This window comes from Exiguobacterium sp. s59 (genome assembly GCF_018617475.1).
In the GTDB taxonomy this organism is placed as follows: domain Bacteria; phylum Bacillota; class Bacilli; order Exiguobacteriales; family Exiguobacteriaceae; genus Exiguobacterium; species Exiguobacterium aestuarii.
The window spans coordinates 338,646-354,950 of the sequence record NZ_JACSKG010000002.1 but is presented as its reverse complement, the minus strand read 5'-3'; the positions used below and the strand labels follow the sequence as shown (position 1 = coordinate 354,950).

General features: G+C 50.7%; 15 protein-coding genes and 1 riboswitch. Of the genes, 4 read left to right on the top strand and 11 right to left on the bottom strand.

Annotation, left to right across the window (positions count from 1 at the left end; genetic code table 11):
• Positions 1 to 53: 53 nt before the first annotated feature.
• The 3 genes from KNO91_RS05185 to KNO91_RS05175 all read right to left on the bottom strand — a co-directional run bounded on the left by KNO91_RS05185 (position 54) and on the right by KNO91_RS05175 (position 2,956).
• Complete coding sequence (locus KNO91_RS05185) at positions 54 to 977, bottom strand: LCP family glycopolymer transferase (RefSeq protein WP_214816633.1); 924 nt, start codon at positions 975 to 977, stop codon at positions 54 to 56.
• 104 nt (positions 978 to 1,081) lie between these two features.
• Positions 1,082 to 1,927 (bottom strand): YihY/virulence factor BrkB family protein, encoded by an 846-nt coding sequence (locus KNO91_RS05180; protein WP_214816631.1) that lies wholly within the window; start codon positions 1,925 to 1,927, stop codon positions 1,082 to 1,084.
• A gap of 72 nt (positions 1,928 to 1,999) precedes the next feature.
• A complete protein-coding gene (locus KNO91_RS05175) occupies positions 2,000 to 2,956 on the bottom strand; it encodes an LCP family glycopolymer transferase (protein ID WP_214816629.1) in 957 nt (318 codons plus the stop codon).
• A 431-nt stretch (positions 2,957 to 3,387) separates the two neighbouring features.
• Between KNO91_RS05175 and KNO91_RS05170 the strand changes: the two genes are divergently transcribed.
• Both KNO91_RS05170 and gnd read left to right on the top strand, forming a co-directional pair.
• Positions 3,388 to 3,600, top strand: coding sequence for a hypothetical protein (locus tag KNO91_RS05170; RefSeq protein ID WP_214816627.1), 213 nt, complete (start codon positions 3,388 to 3,390; stop codon positions 3,598 to 3,600).
• A gap of 42 nt (positions 3,601 to 3,642) precedes the next feature.
• On the top strand, positions 3,643 to 4,545 hold the full coding sequence (gnd, locus tag KNO91_RS05165) for a phosphogluconate dehydrogenase (NAD(+)-dependent, decarboxylating) (RefSeq protein ID WP_371816642.1): 903 nt from the start codon (positions 3,643 to 3,645) through the stop codon (positions 4,543 to 4,545).
• A gap of 34 nt (positions 4,546 to 4,579) precedes the next feature.
• On the opposite strand, the gene KNO91_RS05160 is transcribed toward gnd, so the two are convergent.
• Positions 4,580 to 5,194 carry a flavodoxin family protein gene (locus KNO91_RS05160; protein ID WP_214816623.1) on the bottom strand — a complete coding sequence of 205 codons (615 nt, stop codon included), beginning with the start codon at positions 5,192 to 5,194 and terminating at the stop codon, positions 4,580 to 4,582.
• 276 nt (positions 5,195 to 5,470) lie between these two features.
• Here KNO91_RS05160 and KNO91_RS05155 point away from each other — a divergent pair, with 276 nt between their 5' ends.
• Positions 5,471 to 6,220, top strand: a complete 750-nt coding sequence (locus KNO91_RS05155; RefSeq protein ID WP_214816620.1) for a serine protease — start codon at positions 5,471 to 5,473, stop codon at positions 6,218 to 6,220.
• A gap of 34 nt (positions 6,221 to 6,254) precedes the next feature.
• Here the strand turns inward: KNO91_RS05155 and pelG are convergent, their stop codons facing one another.
• The 5 genes from pelG to KNO91_RS05130 are packed head-to-tail and all read right to left on the bottom strand — an operon-like array spanning position 6,255 to position 13,092.
• Positions 6,255 to 7,718 (bottom strand): exopolysaccharide Pel transporter PelG, encoded by a 1,464-nt coding sequence (gene pelG / locus KNO91_RS05150; RefSeq protein ID WP_214816617.1) that lies wholly within the window; start codon positions 7,716 to 7,718, stop codon positions 6,255 to 6,257.
• On the bottom strand, positions 7,699 to 9,117 hold the full coding sequence (gene pelF, locus KNO91_RS05145) for a GT4 family glycosyltransferase PelF (protein WP_214816614.1): 1,419 nt from the start codon (positions 9,115 to 9,117) through the stop codon (positions 7,699 to 7,701). Before pelF ends, pelG begins: the two co-directional genes overlap by 20 nt.
• Entirely contained in the window at positions 9,114 to 10,958 is a 1,845-nt protein-coding gene (locus tag KNO91_RS05140; RefSeq protein WP_214816611.1) for a DUF2194 domain-containing protein, read from the bottom strand. Before KNO91_RS05140 ends, pelF begins: the two co-directional genes overlap by 4 nt.
• Positions 10,955 to 11,869: a hypothetical protein gene (locus KNO91_RS05135; protein WP_214816608.1), complete on the bottom strand. Its 915-nt coding sequence runs from the start codon at positions 11,867 to 11,869 to the stop codon at positions 10,955 to 10,957. Before KNO91_RS05135 ends, KNO91_RS05140 begins: the two co-directional genes overlap by 4 nt.
• A complete protein-coding gene (locus KNO91_RS05130; protein WP_214816605.1) occupies positions 11,866 to 13,092 on the bottom strand; it encodes a nucleotidyl cyclase domain-containing protein in 1,227 nt (408 codons plus the stop codon). Before KNO91_RS05130 ends, KNO91_RS05135 begins: the two co-directional genes overlap by 4 nt.
• Before the next feature lie 68 nt (positions 13,093 to 13,160).
• Positions 13,161 to 13,247: riboswitch (cyclic di-GMP riboswitch) on the top strand.
• Positions 13,248 to 13,286: 39 nt separating this feature from the next.
• Here KNO91_RS05130 and KNO91_RS05125 point away from each other — a divergent pair.
• Positions 13,287 to 14,144, top strand: coding sequence for a glycoside hydrolase family 191 protein (locus KNO91_RS05125; protein ID WP_214816602.1), 858 nt, complete (start codon positions 13,287 to 13,289; stop codon positions 14,142 to 14,144).
• 133 nt (positions 14,145 to 14,277) lie between these two features.
• On the opposite strand, the gene KNO91_RS05120 is transcribed toward KNO91_RS05125, so the two are convergent.
• Positions 14,278 to 15,825: an FMN-binding glutamate synthase family protein gene (locus tag KNO91_RS05120; protein WP_214816973.1), complete on the bottom strand. Its 1,548-nt coding sequence runs from the start codon at positions 15,823 to 15,825 to the stop codon at positions 14,278 to 14,280.
• 78 nt (positions 15,826 to 15,903) lie between these two features.
• Positions 15,904 to 16,290, bottom strand: a complete 387-nt coding sequence (locus KNO91_RS05115; RefSeq protein WP_214793131.1) for a hypothetical protein — start codon at positions 16,288 to 16,290, stop codon at positions 15,904 to 15,906.
• Positions 16,291 to 16,305 lie beyond the last annotated feature (15 nt).

Here is a 16,305-nt window from a genome sequence, read left to right as displayed (position 1 = left end):
TTTTTTCACTTCTTGCCCATTTCAAAACAAAAAAGCCGTCCCTATTGGACGACTCATTCCATCAAGCGCTTCAATTCGGTCTGAATCCCGTCGAGTGACTCGGCGTCCGGGTTCCAATAATAGATGCCGTCCGACTCGAGTCCACCCCCACCTTCGATACGGAGCGTGCTCGCGTTGCGGAACGCACCCATGTAGTCGGTCGAGAGCGTCACGAGCTCGTTGAACTCGATGTTCGTCTTCGCCCGGTTGCCGACGACGTCGAGCAAGTTCGTCACCTTGTCGAGCGAGAAGTCCGAGCGCCCCTTCTCGATGATGGCGGCGACGACATCACGCTGTCGTTCTTGGCGACCGAAATCCCCGTTCGGGTCATCATAGCGCATCCGTGTATACGAGAGCGCCTTTTGTCCGTCGAGCGTCACTTCGCCGACTGGGAACGTATACTCGTCCGAAGTGAAGGCGAATTTGTTCATGACCGTAATGCCACCGAGCGCATCGACGACTTCCGTGAACGCCTCCATATCCGCCTCGACGACGTAATCGATCGGGATGTCTAAAAAGTTCTCGACCGTGTCCATTGCCATCTCGGCCCCACCGAACGCATAAGCGTGGTTGATCTTATCGCGATATCCGCGCCCGACGATCTCCGTCTTCGTATCACGCGGGATGCTGAGCATCGCCCCTTCGTTCAGTTCCGGGTTCAAGGTCAAAACGATGATCGAATCGCTTCGACCTTGTTCAGTCCCTCGCCGGTCAATCCCGAGTAAGAGCACGGACACCGAGCGCTTCTCTTCGATCGTCTCGACTTGTTTTCGTTCCGGACTGATCTGTAAGTTATCGTTCACTTTCGTCACCGTGTCATTGACCTCGTCGACCATCGACCAGACGAATAGACCACCTGCGACAAGCATGAGTGTCAGTACGCCCGCTGTGATGCCAAGGATGAGTTTCCACCGTGATTTCTTCTGATGTTTCGCCATATCGGGCCACCTTCTTCCGTAAATTCAGTTTGTATATCTTTTCCCAGACTGCACATTGGATTATAGCATGTCTCCAAAAAATGCTAATCATTTCTTTCCAGTTATCACGGAAAATGTGTTTTTGTCGGTGTGCGGTGCATATGATGCGGCCAGGCGGCATTGATTTCCGCCCCAATGAGCATCGTCGCTGCCGTCAAATAGAGCCAGACTTGAAGTAGGATGACGATCCCGATCGTGCCGTACGTATCACCGAGAATCGAGAATTGCTCGACATAGACGCTATAGCCCGTCGAAATAAGTTGCCATGAGATGACGGCAAAAATGGCGCCCGGTAACGTCTCGATAAATCGGACTCGTTGTTGCGGAGCAATCATGTAAAAGAATGAGAACGCAAAGATTAAGATGATCGTCGAGACGGTATAGCGCGTGAGCGTCGAGAGACGATCGAACTCCTCTACCTGAGGATAGAGCGCATACAACAAGTCGATGAATTCCTGTCCAAACACATGAAAGACGACGAGGATGACGGCCCCGATGCTACTGGCAAGGATTGTTAAGAGTCCAATCAGACGACGCCATACATAGCCGCGCGCCTCCGTCTCCCCGTAAGCGAAGACGGTCAGTTTGACGAGACGGGCCGTCCCGTTCGAGGCGGACCAGAAGGCGATGATGGCACTGACCGAGACGAGTCCGCTATTCAAGTTGCCACTGACGTCGTAGACAATCGACAACAGCTCTCGCACGCTCGATCCCGGAACGAGCGTCTCGATCTGCTCGATCAACAGCGCCTGGTCGATTTTGAACCACGCCATGACCGCGAACAGGACGAAGAACATTGGGAAGATGGCGAGAAACCAGAAGAAAGCGAGCGTGGCGCTATAGTCGTTAATATGATGGTCCTTGAAGCGATGTCTCACATCGATGGCAAGTCGGGTCAGTCGATCGAGCACGGCCGTCACTCCTTTTTCTTTTCATTATGCCACAAACGAAAGCACCCGATTCATCCGAATCGAGTGCCGCTGTCATTGTTCCATCAATTGTCCGAGATACGACTTCACTTCATCAAGTGATGCCTCGTCCGGGTTCCAGTAGTAGATGCCGTCGCCCTCTTTGCCGCCGCTTCCTTCCAAACGAAGAACGCTTTGGTTTTTGAAAGCCGTCATGTAGTCGCTCGAGAGCGTTCGAATGTCTTTGAACGTCACGTTTGTCTTGGCGTTATTGCCGAGGACGTCGAGCATATTGTTAAAGCGAGAAATCGAAAAGCTGTCCGTTCCTTTGTCGACGAGCGCCGTGATGACGTCACGTTGACGCTCCTGACGACCGAAGTCCCCGTTCGGGTCATCGTAGCGCATCCGTGTATAGGCGAGCGCTTCCGCCCCGTCCAGATTGACCGTTCCCGGTTCGAACGTGTACTCACCCGAAGTGAAAGCGAACTTGTTTGTCACTTCGACACCACCGAATAAGTTTACGGCATCCTGGAAACCTTTCATGTCGACTTCCGCGACATAATCGATTGGGATGTCGAGGAAGTTTTCGACCGTATCCATCGCCATCTCTGCGCCACCGAATGCGTAGGCATGATTAATCTTGTCCATCGTGCCTTTACCGACGATTTCCGTCTTCGTATCACGCGGGATGCTGAGCATTGCGCTCTCATCCGAGTTCGGGTTGAGCGTCATGACGATGATCGAGTCGCTGCGCCCTTGTTCGTCCGCACGACGGTCTACCCCAAGTAACAGTACTGAGACCGGCTTCTTATCTGAGATCGTTTGTTGATTCATCCGATCCGGGCTGAGCCCGGCCGATTCATTCAAACGGTCGACCGTTGTATCGACTTGATTATATAAATAGTAGGCCATCCCAGCTCCGATGAGCAGGAACACTCCGATGACAGCACCTGCGATGATGGCGATGCGCTTCGCGGGTGACACTTTACGACGACGTTTCTTGACTCTCTTTTTAGGCTTTTGCTCTTCCATGACATAGCACCTTTCTATCCCCAATTGACCGTAATTGACACAGGTTTTATTTTATCACGCTGAATCGACAGTTTTTTCCGTATTTTTATAAAAGAGGTGAATACTTGTCACCATTTGTCGATTGCTCACATCGCTAGTATCGACAAGGTTTTTTGAAAGTTTAGCAAGTTGTTGTCTATCATAACATACGCTTTTTCGAAAGTTTGTTTCGTTTCATACGACGGCACTAAGCCATTGGTCGCGATTCCAATAGATATCTACCTTTTTTGTGCTAATATTGAAAGAATTTTGACGATTCAACACTTTTCGTAGGACCATTTCCTTATTTCCAGAAAACATAATGGTACATTCGTTTTATTTTTTGTAAAATACGTATTGATAATTAACATAAATGTAATAGTCATCCATTTCATACATAAGGGGATTGATCGATGCGCTTCATCGTGACGTGTTTTTTAGACAAAGAACAAACTTGTGAGTTTATCGTGTACGGCAGTTCCGAGTACGATGCTTACCGAACATTTGAACAGACTCTTCAATCTTTAAATTCATTAAGCGGACAAATCGTACTATCAGACGGCGAAGCCATCCCGGTATCACGTATACTCGCTTATCGCGTCGATTCAATCAAGCCGCTCTTTTGAATCTCCATTGTTTCGGGTAACCCTATTAGGAGAACAAATCTGATAAGTGGGGTGGAACGAATGGAAATCGGAATGATTGGGCTCGGGAAGATGGGGCTGAACTTGGCATTGAATTTGACGGATAATGGACATCGCGTCTTTGGCTATGACCCGGGGAACGTCTCGACGAGTCAGTTCGAGACGAAACAGTCATTGGAAGAAGTCGTCGATACACTGAAGGCGCCACGCGTCATCTGGGTGATGGTACCGGCAGGAGACGTGACCGAGCATGTGTTGAACGATTTATATGAAGCTCTCTCACCTGGGGACATCGTCATCGACGGGGGCAACTCGAACTATAAAGAGTCGATGCGTCGCGCCGACCACTTCAAAGAGAAGCTCATCTATTTCTTTGACGTCGGGACGAGTGGCGGCATGGACGGGGCACGAAACGGAGCCTGTACGATGATCGGTGGGGATTTGGAGGCGTTCGGGAAAATCGAGCAGCTGTTCCAAGACGTCTCGACCGACAACGGTTATCTGTACGCCGGACCAAGTGGGAGTGGCCACTTCCTGAAAATGGTCCATAACGGGATTGAGTACGGCATGATGCAGGCGATTGCCGAAGGGTTCGAAGTGCTCGAGAAGAGTCCGTTCGACTATGAATATGAGGACGTCGCCCGTGTCTGGAATCATGGATCCGTCATCCGTTCATGGCTTATGGAATTGACCGAGAGTGCCTTCTCCAAAGATGCGAAGCTCGATGACATCCGCGGGGTCATGCATGCGTCAGGAGAAGGCAAGTGGACGGTCGAGACGGCGCTCGAATACGACGTGCCGACACCGGTCATCGCCCTCTCGCTCATGATGCGCCAACGCTCGCTTCAAGACGACACATTCTCTGGTAAGGTCGTCGCCGCGCTCCGAAATGAGTTCGGAGGACATGCGGTGGAGAAGAAAGAGTAATCCAAATGGCTTCGGCAATTGCCGAAGCCATTTTTTATTCCATCGTATTTCCTTCTGCTGGGATCGGATGCGCCTTCAACATGCGCGCAAAATGGACGAGGTTGTACGCCATCGTCTTCCCGTGTGACTTCGTGAACGCGTTGTCGCGCCCGGCATCGATGTACGAGTCGCCTGGTCCCGCTTCCCCGACCCAATACGTATCGACGTTCGGTGGCACGGTGAATCCGATATGGGATAAGGCATAGAGAATGCCGGCACATGCGTGTTTCGCCCCGTCTTCATTCCCGGTGACGACGACCCCGCCGACTTTATTGTAGTAGATCGCCTGACCTGACTTGTTCGTTAAGCCACTGCCGCCATATAACCGTTCGACCACTTGCGTCGCGACACTACTCTTCTCGCCAAGCCAGAGTGGCGTCCCGATGACGACGATGTCTGCCCCTTTTACTTTCTCGAAAATCTGTGGCCATTCATCTCCGTTCCCTTCATCTTCTGTCACCCCGAATGCGACGTTATAGTCGACGATCCGAACGATTTCCGACTCGACCCCAAGCGCATCAAAATGCGGCAAGATGTCGCGAATCAATCCTTCTGTATGCGACGTCGTGTCGCCACCCTTTAACGTGCAGTTCAAAAATAGTGCTTTCATGGAATCCCTCCTCGAATAATCTCCAACAGTTACGTGTTCCCCTTCCCAATGCTTCTTAATGCCTTTCGAAGGATTTTGTTCATGTGAAGCAGAACTGCTAGGTTGAGGAGTTGATGTACATGATAAAATCTTTAGATATCGCCAACTAGTGCTCAGTAGAATACCAACTTTGTAGTAATTAAAAATCAAGTTTAAATCTGTAGTAGGCCAAAAGAGTTTAACACTAATGATGAAGCTATTTCCGCTACTATTTCTGTAACAACAAAGGAGATTATTATGAATTTTCGAATGGAATCTGTGAAGTCTTTATTAATTAAAATGTATTACAATGAGTCGTATCTTTCATCAGCGACCGCTTTTATTGCGACATCACCATCAGGACCTGTACTTTTAACAAACAGACATAATGTTACCGGCAAGAACAATATAACTGGTGACTGTCTTTCAAAACGCGGCGCAGTCCCAAATAAAATTAAAATTTATCATAACAAAGTAGATGAATTAGGCTCTAACATCGCAAAAGTTGAAAATCTATATAGAGATATAGATAGCTTGGATGAGCCCTTATGGATAGAACACCCTGAATGGAATTCTTCGGTAGACTTTGTTGCCTTAAAACTGACCAGTCTAGAAGATGTTGAACTCTATCCATACAATCTAGACGAAGGTAATCATATGATTATCGGTGTCGCAGAGACTGTTAGTGTAGTAGGATTTCCTTTTGGGATAGAAGTTGGAAGTAATACAGCGATTTGGGCAACGGGATTTATTGCATCAGAGCCAGAATTAGATTATCGTAATTTGCCGCTGTTTCTTATAGATTGTAGGAGTAGACAAGGTCAATCCGGGTCAGCGGTTGTAGCATATCGTCCTAGCGGAAACTTTAATATGCCCGGTGGATATGCAATTACTGGTGGTCCTATGACAAAATTTTTAGGTATATATAGTGGAAGAATTAATAGTGAATCCGATATTGGATTAGTTTGGAAAGCATCAGCGATAAAAGAATTAGTAAATAGTATATAAATAGCCGCCCTCTCTCGTGAGAAGGCGGCTTATCTTATGATGCCGCGCGTTCGTTAAGCCATTCCCCGACGCGACGGAACGTGTCCGTCCGAGGAGGTGCCTCACTTCGACTGAACGTATGGTAATCAATCTCCGAGACGTATCGAATCAATCGGATGAGCGAAAAGGCGAAGGCAATCGTACAGCCAATCGCAAAACTGAGCCCATAACTGTCCGGTCCGAGTGGAAGCAACAAGAACGTCAGTCCCGCGTTCATCGTGATGAAGAGGGCCGATGTATACGCCGCTCCCTTATGGTCTTCAAAATACAGCAACACGAGCGTGAGGACGAGGACCATCGCGTTCGAGAAGGCCCCAATCGTCGTCATTTGGAAGACGTCGCGAATCTCAGGCGAGAGCCCGAGCAGCGGGAACAAGACGGCTGCGAAGATGACGAAGAGAAGCGAGACGAGCCCTTGGTTTCGGAACAAGCGTTGCAACTCCTGTCGTAAGACGAGTAGCATCGCCGCCTTCGACCGTTGAATCTGTTGATACGTTCCGCCTTCATTCACGTATCCGTAAAATACGCGATAGCGCTCATAAAAGCGCGTCTCGACCGACACGACGAAAATCGTCATCGTCGGGATGATCGTCAAATACGACAAGAAGATGGCCGTGTCATAAATCGGATGGTAGCGGAACGTATCGAGGTGGACGGCCCCACCTTCGGCGAACCAGATGATCCATGTCCCGACCCAAATCCCGATGTTGTAGAGAAAGCTCGTCCAAAACAGCGCCGGATAGCGGTCGAAATAGCGATAGAACGAGAACTGACCGACCGTGCTCCGATTCGGGAACGTGAGGAGCATCGACGTGAACAGTCCGAACAACGTGACGACAAGTCCGAGCGTCATGCTCGCCGTCAGGGCGAAACTCTTCATGTAAGACTCCGTCAAATACGACATCAAGAACTGATCGGTGATGATGATTGCCACGACGGCGACAACCCCACCGGCGACAAAACTATAGGCGACTGCCTGATAAAATTTCGCCGCGCTCAGGAACAAGAAGTGGACCCAGATCAAGTTGACCGTCATGAACAAGATGAATGCCAACGCGTTCAACAACGCCGGCAGCTCGGAGAACGAGAGGAAGACGGCGAACAACACCGAGGCAATGGCGACGGTCGTCTTCATCATGCCGATGAACGCCGGAAAGATGTCCTCGTACCGCTTCTCATAGAAACAGTCTGCCAAATAGCGCGTGACGACGAGCTGTTGCACACCGAGCACGACCTGGGAGAAGATGAAGCTATACGAGACAATCAAGTTGAACGTCGTCCGTTCCTCAAGCGTCGCAATCGACAGGTAACTCGTCAGCCACTGCATGAGCGCAATCGTGACGATGACGATGAGCCATGGGCCGGACGTGACGAGACCGGCAAAGGCGTACGCTTTAATGCGCGAGGAAAAATAATCTTCTTGGAATAGCTGTTGTAACTTAAACCCGATGCCCGCCATATGCCGTTCTCCTTTCTTCATATAGATTTAAGTACGCATCGATGAACTGGTCGGTGCGGTAATATGTCTCGACGCGCTGTTGCCCGTTTCGTCCGAGTCGGCGCGCGTCTTCGCGGTTCTGATAGAACCAGACGCAACGTTCCGCAATTCGGCGCGGATTGACCGGTGGGACGACGAATCCGGCCGGACCGAACGGCTCGTCCGGTCGCCCGTTCACGAGTTCTGCACAGGCCCCGACGTCCGTCACGATCCACGGGACGCCTGCGGCCATCCCTTCAAGTACGGCGAGGGGCTGCCCTTCCGAGATACTCGTCAACAGACAGACGTCGAATTCCGGAAGGTGTTTGCGGATATCGACTTTCCCGACTAAGAAGACGGCTTGTTCGAGCTCGAGTTGTCGGATGAGCGCCTCACACTCGGCCGCATACTCTTTGTCCTCGTCGAGCGGTCCCATGATGGTCAACTCGAACGGGATGAGCATGTCTTGTAAGAGCTTTGCCGCATAAATCATCGTCTTAATATCTTTGATGGGGACGACGCGGACGATAGCGCCGATACGGAGTTTCTCTCCCCCCGTCACGTGACCGAGTGCCGACAAGCCCGTCACATCGATCCCGTTCGGAATGATGCTCAACTTCTCGACCGGTGCCCCGAGCTGACGTTGCAACTCTCCGTTTCGTTCAAACAGCGTGATGACGTCGTCCGCTTTCCGGTACGCTTCCCGGGAAATATGGTGGAAGAACTGGATCCAGTGCGAACGGAACTCCGGTGGAATCCACGCTGCCTGTAACAGTTCCTCTTCCCGCTCACGTGAGTAGATGCCGTGCTCCGTCAATAAGAACGGAATGTTTTGACGCTCTTTTATCGCACTCGCAATTAATCCTGCGTAGCCTGTCGACGCGGAATGGATGAGGTCGACTTGTGGCAAGTCTGCCTGGAGGAGGTCGAGGACGGGCGCATACATGCTGCGCCACATCCAAAAGTAATCGATGAACGAACCGGCCTGCCCTTCTTCTTGATAGCTCTCTGTCACGAGTTGATAGAAGAGACGGCTCGAGAAGAACTGTTCCGGTGTCCCGATTTGTGATGCTAACATCGGATAAATCGATGACTCAACGTGACCGAACGTCATCCATGTCTTGATTCGGTCACGTTCTTCTTGCGTCAACGCTTCCGGACGACGTTTCCGTGTCGCGCGCTGGTTGAGGGCGAGCGTGGTCACACCTGTGACGTTCTCCGGTAACGTATATTTATAATCCGCCTCAGACTTCGAGTTTGGCATGATCGAGATGATTTCAAACTCATGCATTGGCATTTGTTGCATCAGCATGTGCACCCAGCTCGACACGCCTCCGCTCACATACGGATAACTCCCTTCGACGACAATTCCAATCTTCATGGGCGCGCTCCTTCCAATATCGGGAGACGAACAGACGTCTCTTTCAATTCGACTTGATATAACGTATCGCTCTCATCGAACGGTTTGACTTCGCCAAACGCGAAACTTCCTGTATCCAACCGTTTCCCAGGCTCGACCCGAACGAGTAGCGTCGACGGGACAGGCAATTGCTGGGCGTTGATGTCAATCGCGTCGCTCGTGTAGGCGACGTCGATTTGTGCCTCTTGATACAACTTATATTTCCGATATGCGTCATATTGGCTCAATCCTTCAAGGTGCGGATATTTGGCGTAGAGTGTCTGGAACAGTCCTTCAAACGACTCTTTCATGATGCCCCATCCTTTTCCTTTCGAACGATATTCATCCAACACGTCATCCGGGTGAATGAAGTGCGAGACGAGCCCGAAGTTGGCGACAGCATCGATGACGACGAACATATCATCTGGCGTCTCGTTGTACCCGCTCGACACGCGCGGGAAATCATACAAATTCGGATAGACCGGGTCCGGTCCGAACTCTTGGATATAACTTCCTTTACTCGCATCCCCGCTATAGAGCCCGGCGACAATCAATCCTTCCGAGAACTTATCATTCAACACACTGAGCCCTGAGTCGCCGATGATATTGGACGGTGGGACGTAGCTACGGATTCGTTCATTCGGCAAGTAATAATCGAACGCCTCGACGACACGGTCGACGGCCGAACGCATGGCGTCCTGACTTTCCCATTTCGTATAACCGAGCGCTGGATCCATTACCTCGTCACCCATGACGAGTGGTTGGTGGTTGAAGCCGTGTAATCCGACTTCTCCGTTCGTCTGCAGCAAACCACGCCCGTATTCGAGCATCGGTGCACGAATCTTCTCAATGAGTTGTTCGGTCGTTTCTTCATTCGTCGCTTTATAACTGCCGATCAAGAAGCCGGAATACGTGACGTCATAATCTTCCCCGATTTGTTTCATATCTTTCCACCATACTTCGGAGAAGAACTCTTTGATGGAGAGATCGTATTCTTCAGTGATGACCGGGTTCGAATAACTCGGTACCGGAGCTGGGAAGTCGTCGAGGTGGACGACCTTGATACCCGCTTGCGGCATGACAAACGCCGGGAACAGCATCGACAGCGTCTGCACCATCAGACCTCGTGAGTTCTTATCGGTCAAGGACGTCGTATTCCAAAACATGACCTCTCCTTTCCCGTAAGAGGACTGCCATAAAATCGGTTCGTCTTTCGCCGAGATGAGGACATCCGCCTCCTCTTTTAATTCGACGTCGGCGATACTATGGACGAACAAGCCAGAGTCTTGCGGTAAGTCGACATAACCGGGGAAGATTTCTTTCTCAAAAATCAATCCGTTAATGCCATCCTTAAAGTCCCCGAAATCAGCGACACCGATGAGATCGGCCCACTCTTGATCGATGAAACGACCAGCGACATAGAGGCGTCCCCCGTTCTCGACGAACGACCGAATCGTCTCATATGGCCATGATTTCGTATTTTCTCCACTGACGACAAGGACGTGTTGCGGAGAAGGCTCAATCGAGGCAATCTCATCTGCCTCGATGGACGTGTATGGCAACTTCGCGTAGTCGAGCGCGTATTTCAAGTTGTTCAAGACGGACGTCGACAAGTCGTCCTCGTTTTGATGGATATAGATTTGAGCTGGCTTCCCTTCCACTGCTCTCACCTCGCCTGCGAGTGTCGTAAACGTCGTCGGCTCATGTGCTTCATTCGGAATGAGCCGGTGACCGTAGTCGAGCCGTAAAAACTGGACGACGACAATCATCGCGATGATTAAAGAGAACAAGGACGCGAGATACGTCGTAATCGATTTATTCATGATTTTGCACCTTCTAACTGTTGAATGACAAAGCGATAATCTTCTGGAACGTCTCGTAGGTCGAGATGTTGATGGAGTCGGTCGAGGATTGGACGTAATGACGCCCAGTCCCCATTCGTCATATGATGTTCAATCAATAAGATATAACCATCCGGCACTTCCGGATGATACAACGTGAGTGCCTCCGCCAACCGTTCCCCCGTCTCGACGTCACCTGCTTGAAACGATAGACGGGCTTTCGTACGCAAATAGGTCTCGTCTGTCGCATCGTGTTCCCCTAGTTGTTCAAGATGGAACATCGTCCGTTGCTGGATGCGGGCTTTCATATCCTCGTCCAAGAGACCGCTCTCTAAAAACGAGACGCCCGTCTCGATGACGGGATAAATCGTCTCCGGTCGATCCGGGTTCACTTGCGCGATGCGCTGCTTGAGCATCAAATCATAACGGTCGAACAACGTGTTCCGGACGGTCGCCGCATAGTGGACGGTTTCCGTATCTTCATGCTCGAGACCTAAATGTAAGTATTCTTCTGTGTTCATAAGCGGTGTCGACATGAGTTGGGTGATCGACTGTTTCCGCTTTTTCCCGTCCATCTGCAAGGCTTCCGCCAATGGGACGAGGTCTAAATCTTCTTTTGCCTGTTGCTGCAAGCGCTCCAAGTTGACCGTGTCGAAGTTAATATATTCGTCATAATCGAGAAGCGTCTTCGACGAGGCGAAGCGACGGGCAACCCCGTACGCGATCAACCCGAACAGTTCGCCGATGATCGGGACGACGGCACTGACGAGAAAAATCGAGAGCCAGACGCCCTTCTCGGTCGCATCTACTCTCGGGCGGACGACGAGACGGTAGATGACGAATAAGATCACGGCATGAAGGAGAAAGAATAAGAGAATCATCCATCCGGTCATAGGCGTTTCCCACCTTTCACATAGAACACATGCTCGATCCGCTCTTTGAATCGTTCCGCCGACTCAACCGGTGTGCCCGGGAGAAGGAAGTGAAGGACACGCTCATCTTCGTCATATCCGATGACGTCGATTTCCCGCATCGATTGACGGAGGATGAGCTCCATCTCGATGAGTGACAAGTCGACGCCTTCGACCGGAATCGTGACCGTGCTGTACGGTTGGTCATACTGTTCATGGCGCAACACTTGCTGCGCGACTTTCTGCTCGAACGCGTCCATACGGAACATACGCGTCCCCTCGACAAGCTGGTCGCTGACGAGCATCCATTCGAGCGCATCCGCCTTCTCAATGCGCGTGCCCGCCCAATCGAGGACGAGCTTCATCATGTTCATCTCGTGACTGCGCAACCGAAGAATATCGATTTCATGAACGATCAACACTTCTTTCACCGTTCCCTCGTAACAGATCGGGGCGACGAGGAGTGGACCTTCGAGCTCATCGGCCAAGCGAAGCGTCGGCTTTTGTGACTGGAACATCCGTGCGAAGATGCCCTGCTCCGAATCGATGAAGAGCGTCTGTGGCAACCGCTCGACTTCTCCCGAACGGACATGAAGGCGAAGCGTACGGCGTGACGTGTCGACGTGGTAAAGCGCGAGTTGTCGTGCCCGGAACACGCGTGTAAACGTGCCAATCAAGTGGTCGCGCACCAAGTCGGTCGCGTCCTGGTCGAGCTTGAGACCGACCTCATAGATTTTCGAGAGCGTATACGTCGAGTCGAGCACACGCTTCCGCATCTCGCCTTGTGACTCCTGCAGTTGTTGGACGGTCTGTTTCAACTGTTCGTTCTCATCGACCACTTCTTCCTGACGGATGTGGAGCGACTGGTAACGTTCACGGTAAGACGTGCTGAAGACCCCGGCGCTCAAGGCGACGAAGAAATGAAGCAAGATCCACGCAAGTTCATTCGTATCATAAAGGAATAAGAGTAAATCAGACCCTTCCATCAAGAGGAACGAGAAATGATAGAGACTCGTCAATGCGAAACTGACGAACGCTCCAAGTAGACCGTAGCGAAGTGAGAAGAGGAGAATATAAAAAATTAATGGGTCAATCGCCCAATCAGCCAAAGAAAGACTAAACGTATAGTCCAAAATGCCGATAAGTAAAATAGTCACAATCATTTCAATCCATTTGATTGATGTGCGATGTTGGGTATAAATCATAGTGTCACTCATTCCTTTGCGTGGTATTTTAGTAGTAGGACATTCAATGGATTGTTCAAAAAATTTCATATCGAGACGGGCAAACTTACTGAAAAGTAAGGGCGCAAAGACATGGGTCGTCGATCTTGTTAGATACCGATCGCCAGTCTGCAATAGCCGCGGCCGCTCTCTGATGATTATCAGGAGGGTTTTTTATGGGTATTTTCTCAGTCAAACGCATCGTGTCCATCTGTTGTGCATTCGTCGTCGGATTCGCGTTATGGACGCCGCAACAAGCGGTCGCCAAGGCGAGCAACCCGCTCGCGAACGTCGAATCATACAAGATTTATTACGACATGCCGAGCAAGAGTAAAATCAAAAAGATGCAACAATATGACCTGGTCATCATCGAGCCTGTCTATTATACTGCAGCTCAAATTAAAGAGTTACAAAAATACGGCACGAAAGTGTACGGCTACATCAATACGATGGAAGCTGACAATTGGAACGTCGATTTCATCAAGCAGATGAACGAGTCGGACTTCTTCCATCGCAACGGACAACGTGTCCATTATGCGGAGTGGGATTCGTATTTGGTCGACATGACGTCGACGCACTATCGTGAGCTATTGACGCGTGAAGTGGAGAAACAAATCGTCGCCAAAGGATTAGACGGGGCGTTCTTAGATACTGTCGGCAATATCGACAACGAGCATTCGGAACAACCGACCATCTTGAAAGCACAGCGTGACGGGATGAGTCAGTTCATGAAGACGATCAAGGCTAACCACCCTACCCTTTCTCTCATTCAAAACTGGGGATTTGCGACACTCAAGACGTATACGTACCCGTACGTGGATGGCGTCATGTGGGAGAGCTTCAACTATACGACTATTTCGAAAGACCAATGGTCAAAAGACCGCATCCAAGAACTACGTGACCTCGATGCACGATACGGCATCAAGGCGTTGACCGTGTCTTCGAAGCAACGTCCGAAGAGTGCGGCATACGCCGAAAAAAATGGGTTCATCCATTTCCATTCAAATGCTACTTTAAATTATAATAAATTCTGACTTTCATTTACATGATTGTACAAGTATCTGGTAGTTTCTACAATGAAAAGACTTAAAAAACATCCTACGGGTTTGCCTTCTTTATCGGCAACTTCGTAGGATGTTTTGATGAAATCGTTCAGTTCGAATGTGGTCAATCACGCATCAAACGGACCTGACCGTCCGGCTCATGATACATCACATGTTCCTCTGACAGTTCAGTCGGAGAACGGACCCCAGCCGCGGCCGTCATATTATACAGTCCTTCCCGGAGCGAGATGATATAGTTCGTCACCCGAAAGCTCTTCTCGTCGACAACGAGGGCCCGCTGCAGTTTTGGGTCGGTCGTCGCCACACCGACCGGACAACGGTTCGTGTGACACACCTGCGCCTGGATACAGCCGACGTTGAACATGAGCCCGCGGGCGATATTGACGAGGTCGGCACCGAGCGCGAGGGCAATCGCAATCTTGTCCGCCGTGATGAGTTTCCCCGAGGCGAACAGTTTGATGCGGTCACGAAGACCGTGCTCAATCAAGAGGCGATGGACGTATGGAAGCGCCGCTTTCAGTGGCAACCCGACTGTATCCGCGAGTTCTTGATACGTAGCACCCGTTCCCCCTTCGCTTCCATCGATCGTGATGAAGTCCGGTACGACCTGAGACGTCGCCATCTCACGGATGAGTGATTCGATGTCCTTCATATTGCCGACGACGAGCTTGATGCCGACAGGCTTCCCACCGATTTCACGCAACTTCTCGACAAAGGTCAACAATTCCGTATGTGTCTGAAACTCGGAGAATCGGTTCGGACTGTCAATCGTCTCCCCGACCCGCACATGTCGGATACGAGCGATCTCCTCGGTCACTTTCGACCCGTCGATATGTCCCCCACGCGTCTTCGCCCCTTGTGCGAGTTTCAATTCGAACGCCTTCACTTGCGGGAGCGCGCTCTTCTGTTTGAACGCCTCTTCCGAAAACGACCCGTCCTCATCCCGGACGCCGAAGAGCGCCGGACCGATCTGGCAGATGATGTCGACATTTCCTTTCAAGTGATAGTCCGACAATCCCCCTTCCCCCGTGTTCATCCATGTGCCACCCGCACGACCGAGCCCAATCGAGAGGGCCGTGATCGCTCTGTCGCCGAGCGACCCGAAGCTCATCGCCGACTGCCCGACGAGCCCCCGGACATGGAACGGTTCCCGACACGTCTCTTTCCCGATGATGATCGTGTCTTCCTCTGCTAACAAGTATGGAGAGATGTCACGTTCGACGAGATGCTCTTTTCGGGTGAAGAGGTTATCTTCATCGAGTTCATACACCCACGTCGATACCTTGGTTGAATTGTCGGTGCGGAGTTCGTTCCGATTCGTCGGGTAGAGCGCGTTTTGAAGGTAAAATCCGCCGGCTTCAAAGTCTCGCTCCGAGCCGAATCCGATGATGCGCGATTTATATTTCCCAGCAATGACGGCTGCTTCGTATTCGTTCCGAGAGAACGGCTTCGCCTCATTGTCGTTCAAAAATAAGTATTGCCGGAGCTCGGGACCCATCTTCTCGAACATATAACGCAGTTTTCCGAGAATCGGGAAGTTCCGAAGGACAGAATGCTCACGCTGGTTTCGATCACGCCACCAAAAATAATAGATCAATAGCGGAGGCCCGGCCATGATCAGCAATAAGAGCACAAGCAAGATGGTCAACATCGATGTATTCAGTGACACACGCTCTCCTCCTTTTGGGTAGACGAAAAACACCCTGTCATTCTACATAACAGGGTGTCGTCAGTCGCTCGGGATCGTGACCCCGTCAAATTGTTCATTTCGGCAAAGCGTAATCGCCTGCATCGCTAATTTATAGTCCGCTTCCGGCAAGGCGATCAATTCGGTCGGAAGGACCCATTCTTTGGAGTTGTACAAATGAATGACGAGTTTGGCGAGCACAAATTCTCGTTTATCGAACGAGTTATCATCGATGATCGTGGAAGTTCGAATCTTCCCTGCCTCGAGGTCTATATAAGGAAGCAAACATTCTCGGATGTGTGGGTTGCCCGCAATGACGTACAGCGCGGCATAATATTCGCGACTGGTACTGCCAGGATCCGTGAGCCGTTGTGCTAACCGTTTGAACTCGTTGTAATGGTCGGAGGATAAAAAATCAATATGGTTCATCGGTCCACCTTCTCT